This is a genomic window from Stenotrophomonas sp. YJH_SMC_64, assembly GCF_059371375.1.
Map to the genome: position 1 here is coordinate 1 of NZ_JCAFUN010000013.1, position 19,067 is coordinate 19,067.

Sequence of the window (19,067 nt, forward strand, 5' to 3'; positions counted from 1 at the left end):
AACCAACTGTTCGGGCGGTTCAGGGAGAATCCGGCGTGGGGACCCAAGCTACTTCTCGGTCGCAAGACCTGGATCCACACGGTCGCCCACGCCGGGCTCTCGGCACCCAAGGTGCCAGATTGGCAAGAGATAAGATCCACGTCACGCGTGGATGCTTTTGCCGTTGAACTTGACTTCCAGTCCGCCTTGAGCGAGCCGAGCATCGCAGGGGAATCAGGGGCGGAGAGGCGCCGGTGTTTGAGCGCAGCGAGTTCGGCGCCGCCCCCTGATTCACCGAGAAGCGCAGGGTACCGGCGCGTAGCGACGGCTCGCGACCGGCGGAGCGTTTCTTTGGTTACTTTCTTTGCGCGCAAAGAAAGTGACACCCCTCCGCGGTCGCGGAAATGATCCTAGGCATCGCCTGGCGCCACCAATGCGTGCGCGCGCAAAACAAAAACGCCCGGCGCGAGGCCAGGCGTTCCTGCACTGCTTTACAAGTGAAAGCTCACGCCACCGTCGACGCCCGCAGCGCGGCGATGCGCTCTTCCAGCGGCGGATGGCTCATGAACAGCTTCTTCGCCGTCGAACCAGCAATACCGAAAGCGGCAATCTGGGTCGGCAGCGTGCTCTGGCCGTGGTTCAGCTGCAGCCGCTCCAACGCGGCGATCATCTTCTGGCGGCCGGCCAGCGAGGCACCGCCGGCGTCGGCGCGGAACTCGCGGTGGCGCGAGAACCACATCGAGATCATGGTGGCGAACAGGCCGAACACCATCTCCAGCACGAACACGATGATGTAATAGGCGAAGCCACGGCCGCCGCCTTCGCGGTTACCCGACAGCGCGCTGTCGATGATGCCGCCGACCACGCGGGCCAGCACGATCACGAAGGTGTTCAGCACGCCCTGCAGCAGCGCCATGGTGATCATGTCACCGTTGGCGACGTGGGCGATCTCGTGGCCCAGCACCGCTTCGGCCTCGTCTTCGCTCATGTTGTGCAGCAGGCCGGTGGACACCGCCACCAGCGCGTTGTTGCGGTTGGCGCCAGTGGCGAAGGCGTTGATCTCCGGGCCTTCGTACACCGCTACTTCGGGCATGCCGATACCGGCCGCCTTGGCCTGGCGCTCGACGGTGGCCAGCAGCCAGCGCTCGGTCTGGTTGCGCGGCTCGGTGATCACCACCGCACCGGTGGAGCGCTTGGCCATCCACTTGGAGAGCAGCAGCGAGATGAAGGAGCCACCGAAGCCGAAGATCGCGGCCATGACCAGCAGGCCGCTCATCTGGCTTGGATTGACCCCGAGCAACGACATCACGATGCTGGCGAGAATCAGGACCGCGAAGTTGGTCGCCAGGAACAGGGCAATGCGGGTAAACATGGGAAAATCCGGCTCGGAAGGGGTCGATACCGGTCAATTTGCGGTGTGGTCAGCTTGAATTCAAGCGCCAACCTGACCGACGATTCAGCCAGCATGACCTCCCCTATTCCCTGCGGTCGTTTCGCGCCCTCGCCGACCGGCCTGCTCCATCCCGGATCCCTGCTCGCCGCCTTCGGCAGCTGGCTGCTCGCGCGACATAACGGCGGCCTGTGGCGGCTGCGCATCGAAGACGTCGATCCACCACGCACCGTGCCCGGCGCCGCCGAGTCACAGCTGCGGGCGCTGGCAGCGTTCGGCCTGGTCCACGATGGCCCGATCCTCTGGCAGAGCACCCGCGGCGAGGCCTACCAGGCCGCGCTGGACGTGCTGCTGGCCAGCGACCAGGCCTTTGTCTGCCACTGCAGCCGCAGCGACCTGGCCGCCAACGGCGGCATCCACCATCGTTGCATCGCCCGGCAACCTCGACCGGACCCTGCCGTCCGCTTCCGCGTGCCACCGGGCAGCATCGTGCACTTCGACGATGGCCTGCGCGGCCCGCAGCAGCAGGACGTGCACGCCGAAGTCGGCGACTTCGTGCTGCGCCGCGCCGATGGCTGCTGGGCCTACCAGTTGGCGGTGGTGGTCGATGACGCCGTACAAGGAGTGACCGAAGTGGTGCGCGGCGCCGACCTGCTCGACTCCACCGCGCGGCAGATCCTGCTGCAGCAGGCATTGGGGCTGGCGGTGCCGCGCTACTGGCACCTGCCGCTGCTGCTGGATGCGCCGGGCCACAAACTGTCCAAGTCGCTGGCGGCGCTGCCGGTGGACAGTTCGCACCCGCTGCCCGTGCTGCGCCAGCTCTGGAAGCTGCTCGGCCAGGCACCTGGGGCGCTGGAACCTGCGCACGACCTGGATACGCTGCTGGCCACCGCTCGGCAGGCCTTCGACCCGGCACGACTGCCGCGGACCGACATCCTGTTGCCAGCCGGCGCACTTTCCGCGCCGATGTTGCAGAATCCCCCTTCCCCCACCCGACACCCGGACAACACTCCATGACATCTCGCGTCGCACTGGTCACCGGCGGAACCGGCGGCATCGGCACCGCCATCTGCCAACGCCTGGCCGACCAGGGCCACCGGGTCGCCACCAACTACCGCGACGAGGCCAAGGCCCGCGCCTGGCAGCAGGCAATGACCGAACGCGGCTACAGCGTGTCGATCTTCCCGGGCGATGTCTCCGATCCAGGCAGCGCCGAAGCGCTGGTGCGCGCCGTCGAGGCCGAGCTGGGCCCGGTCGAGATCCTGGTCAACAACGCGGGCATCACCCGCGACACCACGTTCCATCGCATGCGCGCGGACCAGTGGCACGATGTGATCAACACCAACCTCAATTCGGTGTTCAACGTCACCCGCCCGGTCATCGAGGGCATGCGCCGCCGCGGCTGGGGCCGGGTCATCCAGATCAGTTCGATCAACGGCCTGAAGGGCCAGTACGGCCAGGCCAACTACGCGGCGGCCAAGGCCGGCATGCACGGCTTCACCATCTCGCTGGCACGCGAGAACGCCGGCTTCGGCATCACCGTCAACACCATTTCGCCCGGATACGTGGCCACCGACATGGTGATGGCGGTGCCGGAGGAAGTGCGCGCCAAGATCGTCGCCGACATTCCCACCGGGCGCCTCGGCAAGCCGGAGGAAATCGCTTACGGCGTGTCCTTCCTGGTGGCGGAGGAAGCCTCGTGGATCACCGGCAGCAACCTGGACATCAATGGCGGCCACCATATGGGTTGGTAAGCCGCGCCGGCGGCCGCGGCGGCCTCGGCGGCGCACACCCGCCGCCCCTGCCGATGGTCATGCTGCGCAGCACGCAAACCCTTGTTGCGCAACATGATCCCCTGTGAAAGCCAAGCCTGGCGGGGGCTGAGGCGGTTGCAACGGCTGCTGCACTGCGCCATGCTTCGCATCTACTGTGACGAGTGACCGCTTCAATGGCTGCGACCCGCATCATCAAGAAGTATCCGAACCGCCGTCTCTACGACACCGAGATCTCCAGCTACATCACCATCGAGGACGTGCGCCAGCTGATCCTGGACGGTGAAGACTTCGAAGTCCGTGACGCCAAGAGCGGCGACGACCTCACCCGTTCGGTCCTGCTGCAGATCATCGCCGACCAGGAACAGGACGGCGAACCGATGCTGTCCACCCAGCTGCTGAGCCAGCTGATCCGCTTCTACGGCGATTCCCTGCAGGGCTTCATGGGCAACTACCTGGAGCGCAGCATGCAGGTCTTCCTCGACCAGCAGCAGCAGTTCCGCCAGCAGATGGGCAACCTGCTGGGCCAGACCCCGTGGGCGATGATGAACCAGCTGACTGAGCGCAACCTGGAGCTGTGGCAGGAATTCCAGCGCAGCATGGGCACCGGTTTCGGTGGTCCGCGACCGGGTGGCACCGGTACCGGCACCGGCAACAAGCCCAACGAACCCGGTACCGGCACCGGCGGCAAGACCCGCCGCTGAGCCGATGTACCGGCGGATACGAAAACGGCGCGCCCAATGGCGCGCCGCCTTGTTTTGTGCCCCGGGGGAGCATCAACGTTTCGCTTTGCACCCCGTGCATACGCGTTCGACCTTGTAGCCCTTCGCCTTCAGCTTCTCGACCACGCCGTCACCGCCCAGAAGGTGCAGCGTACCGACCACCACCAGCGTGCCACCCTGCCCGGCCTGCAGGTACGGCAGCAGCTTCGGTACCCACGCATCGTTGCGCCCGGTGTTGATGCGCTGGTAAAGCTGCGGGTACTGCTGGCGCATTTCCGCGGCCATCTTCGTCCACAACACGCGCTCATCGCCTCGCCGCCAGGCATCATGCAGCTGGCGCGCCTGCTCATCGCCCTTGCCCGCCTGATCCAGCGCCTCGGACAGCATCTGTCGCTGCTCCTGCACGGTCATGCCGTCGAGCATGCCGATCTGGGTATCGATGTCTTCCAACCCAGCGGTCCTGCGGCCGGTCTTCTGCGCGCGCTCCATGAAATGACGGTCCAGGCCCCACGCCGGGTCCAGGCCCATCTTCTGCATCTGCCCGACCGAAATGCTCAGGCCGACGAACCAGGGCTTCATGCCCTGCATCTGTGCCAACGGAAGCTTGTTCTCGGATGCGAACGCCTGCAGCTTCTGCCAGGTGGCCGCGTCGAGATCGCGCTTGAGCTCGCTGCCATCGGTGCGCACGGCAGCCTGCACCATGCGGCTGGCCAGCTGCGGCGACTGCATGTCCTCCGGTGACAGTTCGAACACGACCCGCTGCGAGGCCTCGAAGGCCTGCTCGACATCGGGCGACAGCGGGTAGTCCTGCGGTTTCAACAGGTGGAATGATCCAAGCAGGTATACGCGTGAATCACCCGGGCCGGTCACCTTCCACAGCAGCGGCACCGGCGGCTTGGCCGCCGCCGTGGCCGCGGCGTCGGTGGCCGGTGCATTGCGCGCCAGTGCCAGCGGTGCGATTGCAAACGCTGCCATCAGCAGCGTTGCACGGAACAGTCCCTTCAACGGCATCTCAGCCCTCTCCTTCAGACAGGTGGTAGGCCTTCTCGCCCGCTTCCATGCGCAGGTCCAGCCGGTTTTCCGGCGGCGCCAGCGGGCACGTGGCATACGCGGTGAATGCACACGGCGGGTTGTAGGCATGATTGAAATCGATGCGTAGCGTGCCGTCGGCTGCCGGCGCATCGGTATCCAGGTAGCGCCCGGCCGGATAACTGCCGCGGCCACTGGTGCGGTCGGCAAAGATCAGGAACAGCGGCTGCCCGGTGGCTCCGATCGCCTCCAGCCGCCATGTGCGGCCGTCGCGTTCGAATTCGACCGCGCCCGCATTGGGCATCTCGGTGGTCAGGCCGGTGATGTCGACAATGGGCAGGGTCTTGCCCACCGGATGCGGGATGAAGCGTGCCTGCACCTGCCAGTCCGGGCCACCCGGCCAGTACTCCAGGCCGGCGAAATCACGGCGCGCCGGCGCATCGGCATGCTTGACCCGCAGCGCATCGCGCGGCCCGCGCCGGATGATGCTGAGCTGGCCCTTGCCACCGTCGAAGGCCAACAGGGTTGGCTGCGGATCCTTGTCGGTGTCGATGCGGATGCGGCCGCGCACCGGCTGGCCATCATGGCTGACATCCACACCGGCTTCGGGCGTGAACCACCACTGGCTGCCCTCGCGACGCAGCAGGCCCAGCTTGTCCGGGCCAACCGTCAGGCGGATGCCGTTGGTGGCACCACTGCCGACGAAGTGTGATTTGTTCTGCAGCCAGTGCAGGCCGACCAGGGCCGTCCAGCCATCGGGCCGGGTCAGGTCCTGGTAGCGGGCCACCCGCCATTGCTGCTGCGCGGCCGCATAGGCCGGATCTTCGGTAACCTTCGGCGCCGGCGGTGTTGCCGGACTGCACGCGGCCAACAGCAAGGCGGCCAGCAGGCCGCCCATTCCCCGATAACGCATCGATGCTCCCCTCAACGTCCGCGCAGGAACCAGCGGTCGATCTCCGCCAGCGAAAAACGGGCCCAGGTCGGCCGGCCGTGGTTGCACTGGCCAGACCGTTCGGTGATTTCCATGTCGCGCAGCAGCGCGTTCATTTCCGGCACGGTCAGGCGCCGGTTGGCACGCACCGCACCGTGACAGGCCATGGTCGACAGCAGTTCGTCACGTGCGCTGGCCACGCGGCGGCTCTGGCCGTGCTCGCGCAGGTCGGTCAGCACATCGCGCAGCAGCCCCTCCGGTTCGGCATGCGCCAACAGCGCTGGAATACTGCGCACGTGCAGCGATCCGGGGCCGGCACGGGTCACCTCGAAGCCGAGCGCCGCCAACGTTTCGGCTTCACTTTCGGCGGTGTCGGCTTCGCGCTCGCCCACGGCGAGTGTGATCGGCACCAGCAGCGGCTGCGACTGCAGGCCGATACCATCGTGCGCGTTCTTCAGGCGCTCGTAGCCGATGCGCTCGTGCGCGGCATGCATGTCGACCACGATCAGGCCTTCTGCGTTCTCGGCCAGGATGTAGATGCCGTGCAGTTGCGCGATCGCGTAGCCCAGCGGCGGTACGCCGGCGTCGGCACTGGTCACCGGCAGTCCGTTCTCGGTCGGCATCGGCGGCAGCGCAGCACCGCGTTCGGCACCGGCCGGTGCGGCATACAGCGCGGCATAGGCCGCCGGTGCATCGGCCACCTGCAGCCCAAGGGGCTGCTGCGGGCGCCAGCCGGAAAAACCACCACCACCGCTGCCCGAGCCGGCACCGGGCGCAGGCCCACGCACCAGCCCGAAACCCGATGCGCCCGCGCTCGATGCCATCGGTACAGCAGCGGCGTCCACCGGATGCACCGGACCCGCACCGATCTCCTGCGCCGACATGCCGGCGCGGGTATCAGCCAGCGCGTCCTTCAGCGTGCGGTAGACGAAATCGTGCACCAGCCGCGAATCACGGAAGCGAACCTCGTGCTTGGCCGGGTGCACGTTGACGTCAACGCGGGTCGGGTCGAGCTCGAGGAACAGCACATAGGCTGGCTGGCGGCCGTGGTACAGCACATCGCCGTAAGCCATCTTCACCGCATGGGCGACGCTGCGGTCGCGCACCGAACGGCCGTTGACGTACAGGTACTGCTGGTCGGCGCTGGCGCGCGAATAATGCGGCTGCGCGATCCAGCCGTGCAGGCGCAGGCCGGCACCACTGTGGTCGACGCGCACGGCCTGGTTGGCGAAATCCTCGCCCAGCGTTTCGGCCAGGCGCGCATCGGAATACAGATCGCCCGGCTTGTAGCGGCGCGAGGCCTTGCCGTTGTGCGACACGCGCAGCTCGACATCCGGTCGCGCAAGCGCCAGCGAACGCAACCACTCTTCGATATGCCCCAGTTCGGTACGCTCGGCGCGCAGGAACTTGCGCCGCGCCGGTACGTTGTAGAACAGCTCGCGCACTTCCACCGTGGTGCCGGGTGCATGCGCACGTGGCGTCACTTCGCCGATCTTGCCGCCTTCGATCTGCAGTGCCGAACCGTGTTCGTCATGTGCGCGACGCGAGGACAGGGTAAAGCGGCTGACCGAGGCGATCGACGGCAGCGCTTCGCCACGGAAACCGAGCGTGGCCACCGATTCGAGGTCGTCCAGATCGGCGATCTTGCTGGTGGCGTGGCGCGAGACCGCCAGCGGCAGCTGTTCCGGCGCGATACCACTGCCATTGTCGCGGATGCGGATCAGGCGGACACCACCCTCTTCAAGATCGATATCAACGCGGCTGGCACCGGCATCGATCGCGTTCTCGACCAGCTCCTTGACCACCGACGCAGGACGTTCGACCACTTCGCCGGCGGCGATCTGGTTGATCAGGATTTCCGGCAACGGCCGGATCGGGCGCGGTCCGGGCGCGCTCATGGGAGAGGATGGGCAGCAGACTTCATGGGTTGATGATAGCGGAGCCGCCCCGTGTAGAGTCGACTGTCAGTCGACTGCCCTCCGCCGGGCGGCGAAAACCCCGCGCTGCGCGCGTAGTCGACTGACAGTCGACGCTACAGAAAGCAGTAACCTGCCTCCGGCGGGTTATTTGCTGCCGCCGGCCATGGTCCCGGCAGCGTCGATCTCGGCCTGGGCACGGGCTGCGTACAGCGTACCCGGCGGTGGCTGGCGGCTGAAGAAGGTGTGCACGCCATCGAGCACGGCGCCGGCGATCTTGCGCTGGTAGGCCGGGTCGATCAGGCGGCGCTCTTCGTCCGGGTTGGAGATGAACGCGGTTTCCACCAGCATCGCCGGCATGTCCGAGGTGCGCAGCACGGCGAAGTTCGCACGTTCGATGTTCGGCTTGTGGTTGTTGCCGATCCGCTTCAGGCCGCCCAGCACGTGGCCGGCGGCATCTTCAGACGCCTTCATGTAACCGCTCTGGGCAAGGTCCAGCAGCACGTTGGCAAGCGTGCCTTCGGTCTGCTGCAGGCGCACGCCACCCACCAGGTCGGCCGCGTTTTCCTTGTCCGCCAGCCAGCGGGCGCGCTGCGAAGAGGCGCCCTTGGTCGACAGCACGTATACCGACGAACCAGTGGCCGAACGGTTTTCGGCCGCGTCGGCATGGATCGAAATGAAGATGTCGGCCTTGTTTGCACGTGCCTTCTGCGCACGCATCGGCAGCGGGATGAACACGTCGCTGTCGCGGGTCAGATAGGCCTTCAGGCCCGGCGTCGCATTGACCTGGCGGGCCAGCTCACGCGCCACCGCCAGGGTGACATCCTTTTCGCGCTTGCCGGTCGGGCCGATCGCGCCGGGATCCTGGCCACCGTGGCCGGGATCGATGGCGACCACCAGATGACGCATGCCGGCCTGCATGCGGATGCGCGAGGCATCGCTGGGCATGGCCGGGCGCGGCGGTTCCACCGGCGTCGGCGCCGGTGCAGGCACGGTAGCCGGCGGCGTGGTCACCACGGCGGCGGTGCGCTGGCCGGCCAGGATCGCGGCCGGCGAGGAAGAAGGTGAGCTGCTGGCCACGGTACCGGCCGCCGCAACCTGGGCCGGCGCGGTGGACGGCGCCGGGGTCGGCGTGGCCGGTGTGGCGGCAGTGGCACTGGCCTGCTGCCGCACCTGCGCGGTCAGCAGTGCGGTCGCACGTGCGGCATCTGAACGCGACTGTGCGCTTTCAGCCGGGGTCGGCCCGGGCGTCGCCACCGGTGCCTGCGGCTGCACCGCCGGTGTCGCTGCCGGACGGCTGGCGGCCACGGCCGGGCCATCGCCCGGCCATTCGATCACCAGCTTGGATTCATTGCCCTCGCGCTGCATCTGCGGGCGGAACGGCGCCACCGATTCAGCGAGGTCGAAAACGACACGGAAGGTCCCCGGCACCGGCTGTCCGGTACGCACCGCCGTAACCACGCCCTGCGCAGCCGGCATCTTCAGGTTGCGTATGGCGCTGGAGTCAGGGAAGTCGACCACCAGGCGGTTCGGACCGGCCAGAGAAAGCGTCTTGTAGCCGCCACTGCCGACCAGCGAGATCTCGGCACGGGTGCCGGTGGCGCCGGTATTCAGCAGGACCTGGCGGACTTCACCGGCCCACGCACTGACGCTCGCCAGACCCAGTCCGACGGCGGCACAGATAGCGATGAGACGGTTCCCCGGGCGCATGGCTCAGGATTCAATCACCGCGCTGAACGGAATGCAACACCTTTTTCCTTAATAATCCGTAACCTGCCGGTCTTTGTTCTCGTCAGCCGACAGAAATGGCCTGCAAGTCGCCCCCTCGGGGAAGCCGCTTCAGCCACTCATGTCCGACGTCGCTGGCTCCGGTGAGACGGGCGCGACGCCCCTGCCCCTCGATCTCCAACGCCACCACCAGGTCGGTCGGCGGCAGCGCGCCAGCGCCGCGTTCCGGCCATTCCACCAGCCACAACACCGCACTGCCCTCGTCCAGGCCCAGGAAATCGAGTTCGCCGGCCTGGCCGATCCGGTACAGGTCCAGGTGCCAGGCCTCGCCACCGCTGGCAAGCGGATAGCGCTCGACCAGGGTGTAAGTGGGGCTGCGGATGGCGCCCTGCACGCCCAGTGCGCGCAGCAGCGCGCGTGCGGTGGTGGATTTGCCGGCGCCGAGGTCACCGCGCAGTTCGATCAGCGCCTGCGGCGGTCGGGTCGCCGCCAGCCACTGCCCGAGCAGTTCGGTGGCATCGCTGTCGGCAAGGAAGAATTCAGTCATGAAGAGCGTTCCGGGTTGGCCAGTTGCCGCAGCGGCACCAGCAGATCAGTGGGAAGCATGCCGCGCGCGCCGTCGGCGGCCGCAGCGTCGCCGGCGAGCGCGTGCAGCAGTGCGCCAGCGGCGGCAGCGTCGAAGGCGGCCAGGCCCTGCGCGCGCAGGCTGGCAATGATGCCGGTGAGCAGGTCGCCCATGCCCCCCACGGCCATGCCGGGGTTGCCTGCAGCAATCAGCCGTGGCACCTGCCCGGGCGCCGTCACGATGCTGCCCGCGCCCTTCAGCACCACCACGGCGTGGAATCGCTCGGCCAACGCCTGCGCACAGCGGTAGCGATCGGCCTGGATATCAGTGGTACTGCAGTCGAGCAGGCGCGCGGCCTCGCCCGGATGTGGCGTAAGGATCGCCTCCGGCAGCGCGCGCGGATCCTGCGCCAGCAGATTCAGCGCATCGGCATCAACCACCAGCGGTTTGTCGCTGTCCAGCACCTGCGCAAACATTGCGCATGCCCATTCGTCCTGGCCCAGGCCGGGGCCGATCGCCACCACCCTGGCCTTGTCCAGCAGCGCCGGCAGCACATCGCCATCTTCAAGCGCATGGGTCATCGCCTCGGGAAGCCGGGCCAGCAACGGGCCGACGTGATCGCGCCGGGTGGCCAGGCTCAACAATCCCGCGCCGGCACGCAGTGCCGCTTCGGCCGCCATCGCGATGGCCCCACCGCTGCCATGGTTGCCGCCGACGCACAGCACGTGCCCGGATTCGCCCTTGTGGGTATTGGCACGACGCGGCGGCAGCAGTGCCGGCAAGCGAGCCTGGGTCCAGTGCTCTGCGGCGGGTGACACGCCCTGCCATGCTGCCGTGGGTAGCTGCAGCGGCGCCAACGCCTTCCGCCCGCAATGATCCAGCGCATCGCCGGTATACAGCCCGCGATGCGGCACGATGAACTGCAAGGTCAAAGCAGCCTTCACCGCCTCGCCCGGTAAGGCGCCCCGGTCGGCATCGACGCCACTGGGGACGTCCAGCGCCAGAACCGGTGCCGTCTGCGCGTTGAGGGCGGCAATCAGTGCCTGCGCCACGCCTTCCGGCGCGCGATCGAAGCCCAGACCGAACAGGGCATCAACCCAGATATCGGCCTCGGGCAGCGCGCCGTCGAAATCGGTGATGGTGCCGCCGTCGGACGTGAACTCCGATGCTGCACGCTGTGCCAGCGACGTCGCCGGTGGCTTGCCCGGCAAGGCGATCACCGTCACCGCGCGCCCGGCCTTCCGTGCATGGCGGGCCAGCACCAGGCCGTCGCCACCGTTGTTGCCTGCTCCGACCACCACGCCGATCCGCTGCGCCTGCGGCCAATGCTGCAGCAGGCACTGCCAGGCGGCCTGGCCGGCCTGCGCCATCAGGCCCCAACCACTCTCGGCGGCCAGCGCCGAGGCCTGCGCATCAAGCGCACGCGCGGCAGCGGAATCGAAAAGATCGGCAAGGTTGGCCATGCAAGGATTTTATACTGGTGCACATGTCCCCCGCCCCCATCCCTGTCGATCCGGCCCAGGCCGTGCAGCGCATCCGCGAACTTGCGCGTGCGCATGGCTTCCAGCGCTGCGGTGTCGCCGGCATCGAGCTGGGCGAGGATGAGGCGCACCTGGCCGCCTGGCTGGGCCAGGGCCTGTACGGCACGATGGACTGGATGGCGCGCCACGGCACCCTGCGCGCGCGCCCGGCCGAGCTGCTGCCCGGCACCGTACGGGTGATCTCGGTGGGCATGGACTACAGCCACAAGGACGACACCGAAGCCTGGGCAACCCTGGCCGACCCGGGCCGCGCCTACGTGGCCCGTTACGCCTTGGGCCGCGACTACCACAAGCTGATGCGCAACCGCCTGCAGAAGCTGGCCACGCAGATCAACGATGAAGTGGCACCGCTGGGCTACCGCGTGTTCGTCGATTCGGCGCCCGTGCTGGAACGCGCACTGGCGCGCAATGCCGGCCTGGGCTGGATCGGCAAGCACACCTGCCTGATCGACCGCCATGGCGGCTCCTGGTTCTTCATCGGCGAGATCTACATCGATATCCCGCTGCCGATCGATGCACCGGCCACGGCACACTGCGGCACCTGCACACGCTGCATCGATGTCTGCCCGACCCAGGCCATCACCGGCCCGCAGCGGCTGGACGCGCGGCGCTGTATTTCCTACCTGACCATCGAGCACGACGGTGCCATCCCCGAAGACATGCGGCCGTTGATCGGCAACCGCATCTACGGCTGTGACGACTGCCAGCTGGTCTGCCCCTGGAACAAGTTCGCCAAGCGTACCGACGAAGCCGATTTCCGCGCGCGCAACAACCTCGACACTGCCCGTCTGGACCAGCTGTTTGCCTGGGACGAAGCTGAATTCCTGCGCCGTACCGAAGGCAGCCCGATCCGGCGCAGCGGCCATGAACGCTGGCTGCGCAACATCGCCGTGGCACTGGGCAATGCACCGTCCTCGGCCGAAGCGTTGGCCGCGTTGCATACCCGCGTCGATGATCCCTCGCCGCTGGTGCGCGAACACGTGCAATGGGCGCTGGACCAGCACAGGGTGCGCTGACGTGCGATCCTGAGCCCCCGTTCCGCCCGCAGCACGCCGTTCCCATGCAGCCACGCAACAACGACATCCTCACCCCCAGCCAGCTCAACACCCTGGCCCGCGACCTGCTGGAAGGCAGCTTCCCGGCGATCTGGGTCGAGGCCGAACTGGGCAGCGTGGCGCGTCCCGCCTCCGGGCATCTGTATTTGACCCTGAAGGATGCACGTGCGCAGCTGCGCGCGGCAATGTTCCGGATGAAGGCGCAGTACCTGAAGTTCGTGCCGCGCGAAGGCATGCGCGTGCTGGTGCGCGGCAAGGTGACCCTGTACGACGCCCGTGGCGAGTACCAGATGGTGCTGGACCATATGGAGGAAGCCGGCGAAGGCGCGCTGCGCCGCGCGTTCGAAGAGCTGAAGGCACGCCTGGAAGCCGAAGGCCTGTTCGACCCGGCACGCAAGCGGCCGTTGCCGGCGCACGTGCAGCGCCTGGCGGTGATCACCTCGCCCACCGGCGCCGCCGTGCGCGACGTGCTGAGCGTGCTCGGCCGCCGCTTCCCGCTGCTGGAAGTGGACCTGCTGCCGACCTTGGTGCAGGGCAGCAGCGCCGCTGCACAGATCACCCGCCTGCTGCAGGCCGCCGATGCCAGTGGCCGCTACGACGTGATCCTGCTGACCCGTGGCGGCGGTTCACTGGAAGACCTGTGGGCCTTCAACGATGAAGCACTGGCCCGCGCGATCGCCGCCAGCCGCACCCCGGTAGTGTCGGCGGTGGGCCATGAAACCGACTTCAGCCTCAGCGATTTTGCCGCCGACCTGCGCGCACCAACGCCGTCGGTGGCAGCCGAGCTGCTGGTACCGGACCAGCGCGAACTGGCCCTGCGCCTGCGCCGTACGGCCGCGCGCATGGTGCAGCTGCAACGGCATGCGATGCAGCAGGCGATGCAGCGTGCCGACCGCGCCCTGCTGCGCCTGAACGCACAGAGCCCGCAGGCGCGGCTGGACCTGTTGCGCCGCCGTCAGCTCGATCTGGGCCGGCGCCTGCATGCGGTCTTCAACCAGCAGCAGGAGCGCCGTGCCGCACGCCTGCGCCATGCGGCCGCGGTACTGCGCGGGCACCATCCGCAACGCCAGCTCGACGCGATGCAGCGCCGCCTGACCGCCCTGCGCGGGCGGCCGCAGGCAGCGATGCAGCGCCTGCTGGAGCGCGATGCACTGCGACTGCGCGGACTGGCGCGTTCACTGGAAGCGGTCAGCCCGTTGGCCACCGTGGCCCGTGGCTACAGCATCCTGACCCGCACTGACGATGGCACGCTGGTACGGAAGGTCAACCAGGTGCAGCCCGGTGACGCGCTGCAGGCCCGCGTTGGCGACGGCGTGATCGACGTGCAGGTCAAGTAGAGGGTTGCTCGGCAGGGCTGCGCCCTGCACCTGCAGAGGCTTCAAGCAACGGCCGAAGCAACAGCCAAAGCGGCTCTGGATTGCTGATGGTTTGGCGGGGCGGTGTGGCTGTGCAGGACACGCCGTAAACCCCGCTCCGCGGTCCGGCCCAGCCGCTGGCGGCTGTGCGTTCGGGCGCTTGCGAAGCAGTGCTTCGCAAACGAAGCGCCCTCACCCCTGGGGGCTCGATGGCGCCATCCATGGCGCCAACGGTCCTGCACAGCCACACCGCCCCACCCTCGACAATGTCCCGATGACGGTCGGTAGATCCACGCCATGCGTGGATGAATCTCTTTCAGATATCGAATCAATTCGGGGTCAGATCCGTTTTCCTGCGGAAAACGGATCTGACCCCACGCCATTCCGACAGATCGCGAGAATCTGTCGAAGGCGGGGTGGGTCCGGTTGCGGGGGCGTGAGCCGCATGGATGCGGCGACCGAGCTTACATGGACGTACTTGCAGCGGCCCCCGCAACCGGACCCACCCCGCCATCCCACGGAATGCACGCTGTTGCTGTTGCTGTTGCTTCGGCAGGTGCAGGGCGCAGCCCTGCCGAACACCACCCTACTTCGCCTGCTCGCAGAACTTCTGCCGGTACTCGAGCGCCTTCGGCATCAGCGCCTGCAGGTTCTGGATGCGGGTGCCCGGGTTCGGGTGGGTGGAGGCAAACTCCGGCGGTGCCTGGCCGCCACTGGCCTGGCCCATGCGCTGCCACAGCGGCACCGCCTCGCGGGGATCGAAGCACGCCGCTGCGGCCAGCATCAGCCCCACTTCATCCGCCTGTGTCTCGTGGCTGCGCGCATACGGCAGCAGGTAGCCATAGCCCATCGCCGACATCATCATCTGTTGCTGCTGCGCATCCATGCCGCTGGCGGCGCCGGCCACCTGCCCGATCTGGGTCAGCTTCTGCTGGGCCATGCGCTGTGCACCATGGCGCAGCAGCGCATGGGCGATCTCATGCCCCATCACCACCGCCATCGCATCGCGGGTGCGTGCTACCGGCACCAGCCCGGTATAGACCGCCATCTTGCCGCCCGGCAGGCAGAACGCATTGGCCTGGTCGGACGGGATCACATTCACTTCCCACTGGAAATCCCGCGCGAAATGCGCCGGCTGCACGCCGTGCTCCTGGGCCAGCGCGGTCTCCACCACATCGACCTTGGCAATCAGGCGCTGGGCGATGTCACGCACATCGCGCGCGATCGGTGCATTGGGGTCCATCGGCCGTTCCTGCGACAGGATCTGCTGGTAGGCCTGCAGCCCCAGCGCGGTTTCCTGGCGCGCGTCCAGGCTGCTGTCGATCATCACCTTCTCGCCGGTGTACGGATCGACCGTGCGGTTGGAGAACCAGTAGAACAGCGCATAGGCGGCGGCCAGCAGCAGCACCCACCAGCGGATGTTGCCGAACAGGCCACGCCGCTGTGGGCCTTGCGACGAGCGGGAGAAGGGATCGTTGCGCATCGGGGGACTTCCTGCTGGCCCCGCCGGCTGGCGGGCACGGCGCAATCTTAGTGCGCCGCTGCCCGCAGCGGGTGAAGCCGGGTGCCGCTCAGATGCCGCGCACCAGGCGGAAGCCGATGCGGGCATTGGTGGTATCCGAATCCTGGGACTGCCGCCAGGCCGCGCGGGTCTGCTCGGGTGCATTGGCCCAGTTGCCACCGCGGATCACCCGCGACCGGCAGCCCGGGTTGAACCAGGCGACGCCATCGGACGGTGCGCGGCGGTAGCTGGCATGCCAGCAGTCGGCCACCCATTCGCTGAGGTTGCCGCCCATATCGTGCAGACCGAAGGCATTGGCCTGGAAGCTGGCCACCGGCGCAGGCCCCCACCAGCCATCGCCGTACCCGATAAACGCGTTGTGCCAGTGCCGTCCCGAAGGCGAAACGTCCTTGCTGCCGGTGAAGTTGCCGCTGCCTGGCGGCGGCACGCCGGCATCGCCCCACGGATAGCGGCCACTGCTGCCAGCGCGCAGCGCGTACTCGAACTCGGCTTCGCTGGGCAGCCGGTAGCTGCGGCCAGTCTGCTCGGACAGCCACGCCGCATAATTCTCGGCATCACGCACACTGACGTGCATCACCGGCGAGTTGCCAAGCGCGCGACCGCCGTCGTAGTCGGAACGCCAGTCCACGCCGCTGCGGCGGATGAAATTGCCGCTGCGTTCGTCGTAGACCACCGAATGGCCACGCCGGGTCGCGCGCGGGCGCGCATTGGAGGCTTTCACGTAGCGCTCGAAATCGCTGACGGTGATCTCGGTGATCGCCATGGCAAAGCCGCGATCGAAGCGCACGTAGTGCGACGGACGCTCGGCATCGCTCGCGCCCGGCTCGGCATCGCCTGCACCCATCTGGAAGCCACCGTGGGGCACCACCACCATCTGCGGTCCGCGCCCCCCATCGCGCATCGCATCACTGAACACCTGTCCTGGCCGGAAGCTCCCGTAATGGGTGGCCAGGTCGATGCGCTCGCGAAGCTGGCCCACCACTGCATCACCCGGCAGAGCGATGCGAAGCGCCTCGGCCAGCTTCTCGCGCGCCGGCTTCAGGCCTTGTGGCGTGGCAAGGTCACGCAGTCCGTCATCACGCAGCTGCTGCAGCGTGGCGGCGCGGATCTGCTCGATGCGTTCGAAGGCGTCGGCAATCGTCGGCGACGAATCGCGCACTTTGCTGGCTTCGGCCAGCCAGGTACCCGCACTGGCGAAATCGCGCGCCCGAGCAGCCTGTTCGGCACGGCGGATCAACCCGCTCTCGGCTGCGGCCAGGCCCTGCCGTGCGCGGCTGTTGTCTTCATCCAGCGCCAGCGCCTCACGGAAGTTGCCGATGGCACCGTCGCCATCCTCACCGATACGGTCCGAGCGCAGGTCCTCCTCGCCAGCACGGTTGTAGGCCACCACCCGTTGCGCCAGCTCCACCCGCGCCTGCAGCGCACGCACCTGCTCGTCCTTCGGCGACAGGGTCAGCAACACCAGTGCCTGGCGGCTGGCCTCGGCCAGCGCCTCGCGCTGCTTCAGCGGCCGCACCAGCAGGGCGTCGGCCTGCTGCTGCAGGCGCTGGCGGGCACGCTGCAGGCCCAGCCGGGCCTGGCGGTCATCCGGGTCTTCTTCCTGCACCGCCAGCCACAGCGGAATGGCGGCATCCGCATCTTCATAGAGCCGGCCTTCAGCGAACGCCTGCTCGGCGGCGCGCCGCAACTGGGCCAGGCTGCGGCCCTGGCGGTCCACCCGTGGCGGCGTCCACTGCTGTACGTCCTCGGCGGCATCTTCACCGGCGATGGTCACGCTGCCCTGCCCGGCCTGCGAACTGGCATTGGCGCCGGTGTCGGCGCCCTCGGCCGCGCGCGCCTCTTCGCTGGCGGCCCGTTCCGCCGGCGCGGACGGCGACGGCGTGCAGCCGGCCAGGGCCACGGCCAGGGCGGTGCACAGCACGGGCGACAACGGAAAACGCAAGCAGAGCCTCCTTCGGCACAGACGCGGACCGACGTTAGGCTATTCTCCCCTGCCTGAGCAAACCCGAGTAGTAGGCCCTGACCCGTGGCAACCTGGATCACCACCCCCGCCGAGCTGGATGCGTACTTCCAGCATCGCCCGACCCGCATCGGCCTGGACACCGAATTCATCCGTGAACGCACCTTCTGGCCGCAGCTGGCCCTGGTGCAGATGGCGGTCGGGCAGGACATCCTGCTCATCGACCCGCTGATTCCCGGCATGACCGAGGCGCTTGCGCATTGGCTGGCCGATGAATCCATCACCAAGGTAATGCACAGCGCCAGCGAAGACCTGGTTGCCTTCAAGTGGGCCTGCGGCGTGCTGCCGCGACCGCTGTTCGACACCCAGATCGGGGCATCACTGGCCGGCATCGGCGGCGGCATGGGCTACCAGAAGCTGGTGGCGGAGATCACCGGAGTGGCGCTGGCCAAGGGCGAGACCCGCTCGGACTGGATGCGCCGCCCGCTGTCCGAGTCGCAGCTGCAGTACGCCGCCGACGATGTCGAGCACCTGTTCGCACTGCACGACGCCATTGATGCCAGGTTGCAGGCGCTCGGCCGCCAGCAGTGGTTGCACGACGATGGCGAGCGCCTGCTGGCCAGCGTCGCCAACGATGAAGATCGCTGGCCGCACCTGGCGATGCGCTCGGCACAGTTCCTTGATGACGCCGCGCAGCACCGCCTGTTGCGCCTGCTGCGCTGGCGTGATGTGCAGGCACGCAGCAGCGACCGCCCGCGAAGCTGGATCCTGGACAACGAACTGGCCGCCACTCTGGCGCGCACACCTCCGGCCGACGAGGCAGCGCTGGGCAAGCTGTTCGAGCAGTTCCCAAAGGCACCGCGCAAACTGGCCGGCGCCGTGTGGCAGGCGCTGTCCACGCCGCTGGCCGACGAAGCCGACGCGCCGCTGGCGCTGCCGGCCAACGACAGCAACAAGCAGGCGCTGAAGAAGCTGCAGGATGCCGTGGCCGAACGCAGCCGCGAGCTGGGACTGCCAGATGGCATCCTTGCCTCGCGCAAGCACCTGGAAAGCTATCTGGAACGTCGCCAATGGCCCGCCGCACTGGCCGGCTGGCGCCAGCAGGAACTGGAGTCGCGCCTGCAGGCGCTGCTGCCGGGAAACTAGCAACCCGCATCGGCCGCCTCGCGGGGCGGCCCTGCCAATGCTCGACAAGGACATTGCTGCGTGCCTGCATGGCCCTCTTCCGGCGTATTGCGATGGACGATCGTCACGCTGCTGGCCGGCGACACTCCTGCATGGATCGCAGCAGCCAGCTCAACGCCTGCGCGGCACTGACGGGCGGGCTGGACCTGGCCCGTTCGGTTCACTACCTCGCGCTTTCGGCACGCCTGATCGAACAGGCCCCCGTTGCCAGCGAGCAGGACAAGCTCGAACCCTGGCTGCATCCGCACGCCTGATGCACGGCTATTTCCCGGAATCGAGGCGTAGAGACAGGGCCAGGGCACACTCGCCTACCGGCCCGAGCTGCTGCTTGCCTTTCCGCTGCACATGGACGATCCGCAACGCGAACGCCTGTTCCGGGTGACGGGATTCACCTTCAAGCCTCCTGCTGAATGCCAT

Annotated in this window: 16 protein-coding genes; 7 read left to right on the forward strand and 9 right to left on the reverse strand. The window is 67.9% G+C overall.

All coding sequences use genetic code 11. From position 1 onward, the window contains the following. Window positions 1-484 precede the first annotated feature (484 nt). Window positions 485-1,351 (reverse strand): protease HtpX, encoded by an 867-nt coding sequence (gene htpX / locus AC5P9L_RS14745; RefSeq protein WP_005410387.1) that lies wholly within the window; start codon window positions 1,349-1,351, stop codon window positions 485-487. Window positions 1,352-1,444: 93 nt separating this feature from the next. Between htpX and gluQRS the strand changes: the two genes are divergently transcribed. The 3 genes from gluQRS (at window position 1,445) to phaR (ending at window position 3,845) form a co-directional block, all read left to right on the forward strand. Beyond that, the gene (gene gluQRS / locus AC5P9L_RS14750; RefSeq protein ID WP_262101548.1) at window positions 1,445-2,386 is read left to right on the forward strand and encodes a tRNA glutamyl-Q(34) synthetase GluQRS; all 942 of its coding nucleotides are present in this window, start codon (window positions 1,445-1,447) and stop codon (window positions 2,384-2,386) included. Further along, window positions 2,383-3,123, forward strand: a complete 741-nt coding sequence (gene phbB, locus AC5P9L_RS14755) for an acetoacetyl-CoA reductase (RefSeq protein ID WP_005410389.1) — start codon at window positions 2,383-2,385, stop codon at window positions 3,121-3,123. The genes gluQRS and phbB overlap by 4 nt, the downstream gene beginning before the upstream one ends. Window positions 3,124-3,317: 194 nt before the next feature. Continuing rightward, entirely contained in the window at window positions 3,318-3,845 is a 528-nt protein-coding gene (gene phaR / locus AC5P9L_RS14760) for a polyhydroxyalkanoate synthesis repressor PhaR (protein WP_005410391.1), read from the forward strand. A gap of 72 nt (window positions 3,846-3,917) precedes the next feature. Here the strand turns inward: phaR and AC5P9L_RS14765 are convergent, their stop codons facing one another. The 6 genes from AC5P9L_RS14765 to AC5P9L_RS14790 form a co-directional block, all read right to left on the reverse strand. After that, window positions 3,918-4,874, reverse strand: coding sequence for a TraB/GumN family protein (locus tag AC5P9L_RS14765; RefSeq protein WP_262101547.1), 957 nt, complete (start codon window positions 4,872-4,874; stop codon window positions 3,918-3,920). A gap of 1 nt (window position 4,875) precedes the next feature. Further along, window positions 4,876-5,805, reverse strand: coding sequence for a DUF1684 domain-containing protein (locus AC5P9L_RS14770; RefSeq protein ID WP_012480845.1), 930 nt, complete (start codon window positions 5,803-5,805; stop codon window positions 4,876-4,878). A gap of 11 nt (window positions 5,806-5,816) precedes the next feature. Beyond that, window positions 5,817-7,721, reverse strand: coding sequence for a DNA mismatch repair endonuclease MutL (mutL, locus tag AC5P9L_RS14775; RefSeq protein WP_100438766.1), 1,905 nt, complete (start codon window positions 7,719-7,721; stop codon window positions 5,817-5,819). 165 nt (window positions 7,722-7,886) lie between these two features. Then, complete coding sequence (locus AC5P9L_RS14780) at window positions 7,887-9,449, reverse strand: N-acetylmuramoyl-L-alanine amidase (protein WP_099606064.1); 1,563 nt, start codon at window positions 9,447-9,449, stop codon at window positions 7,887-7,889. Window positions 9,450-9,531: 82 nt separating this feature from the next. Then, window positions 9,532-10,014: a tRNA (adenosine(37)-N6)-threonylcarbamoyltransferase complex ATPase subunit type 1 TsaE gene (tsaE, locus tag AC5P9L_RS14785; protein ID WP_076739846.1), complete on the reverse strand. Its 483-nt coding sequence runs from the start codon at window positions 10,012-10,014 to the stop codon at window positions 9,532-9,534. Next, the gene (locus AC5P9L_RS14790) at window positions 10,011-11,495 is read right to left on the reverse strand and encodes an NAD(P)H-hydrate dehydratase (protein ID WP_262101546.1); all 1,485 of its coding nucleotides are present in this window, start codon (window positions 11,493-11,495) and stop codon (window positions 10,011-10,013) included. Before AC5P9L_RS14790 ends, tsaE begins: the two co-directional genes overlap by 4 nt. A gap of 23 nt (window positions 11,496-11,518) precedes the next feature. Between AC5P9L_RS14790 and queG the strand changes: the two genes are divergently transcribed. Next, window positions 11,519-12,589, forward strand: coding sequence for a tRNA epoxyqueuosine(34) reductase QueG (queG, locus tag AC5P9L_RS14795; protein WP_262101545.1), 1,071 nt, complete (start codon window positions 11,519-11,521; stop codon window positions 12,587-12,589). Between the two features lie 44 nt (window positions 12,590-12,633). Next, a complete protein-coding gene (gene xseA, locus AC5P9L_RS14800) occupies window positions 12,634-13,965 on the forward strand; it encodes an exodeoxyribonuclease VII large subunit (protein WP_114618889.1) in 1,332 nt (443 codons plus the stop codon). Between the two features lie 604 nt (window positions 13,966-14,569). On the opposite strand, the gene AC5P9L_RS14805 is transcribed toward xseA, so the two are convergent. After that, the gene (locus AC5P9L_RS14805) at window positions 14,570-15,466 is read right to left on the reverse strand and encodes a M48 family metallopeptidase (RefSeq protein WP_059034932.1); all 897 of its coding nucleotides are present in this window, start codon (window positions 15,464-15,466) and stop codon (window positions 14,570-14,572) included. An 88-nt stretch (window positions 15,467-15,554) separates the two neighbouring features. Further along, complete coding sequence (locus AC5P9L_RS14810; RefSeq protein WP_049459983.1) at window positions 15,555-17,447, reverse strand: formylglycine-generating enzyme family protein; 1,893 nt, start codon at window positions 17,445-17,447, stop codon at window positions 15,555-15,557. Between the two features lie 84 nt (window positions 17,448-17,531). Between AC5P9L_RS14810 and rnd the strand changes: the two genes are divergently transcribed. Both rnd and AC5P9L_RS14820 read left to right on the forward strand, forming a co-directional pair. Beyond that, entirely contained in the window at window positions 17,532-18,611 is a 1,080-nt protein-coding gene (rnd, locus tag AC5P9L_RS14815; protein WP_049459982.1) for a ribonuclease D, read from the forward strand. A 131-nt stretch (window positions 18,612-18,742) separates the two neighbouring features. Further along, on the forward strand, window positions 18,743-18,904 hold the full coding sequence (locus AC5P9L_RS14820) for a hypothetical protein (RefSeq protein ID WP_225792047.1): 162 nt from the start codon (window positions 18,743-18,745) through the stop codon (window positions 18,902-18,904). Window positions 18,905-19,067: the final 163 nt, after the last annotated feature.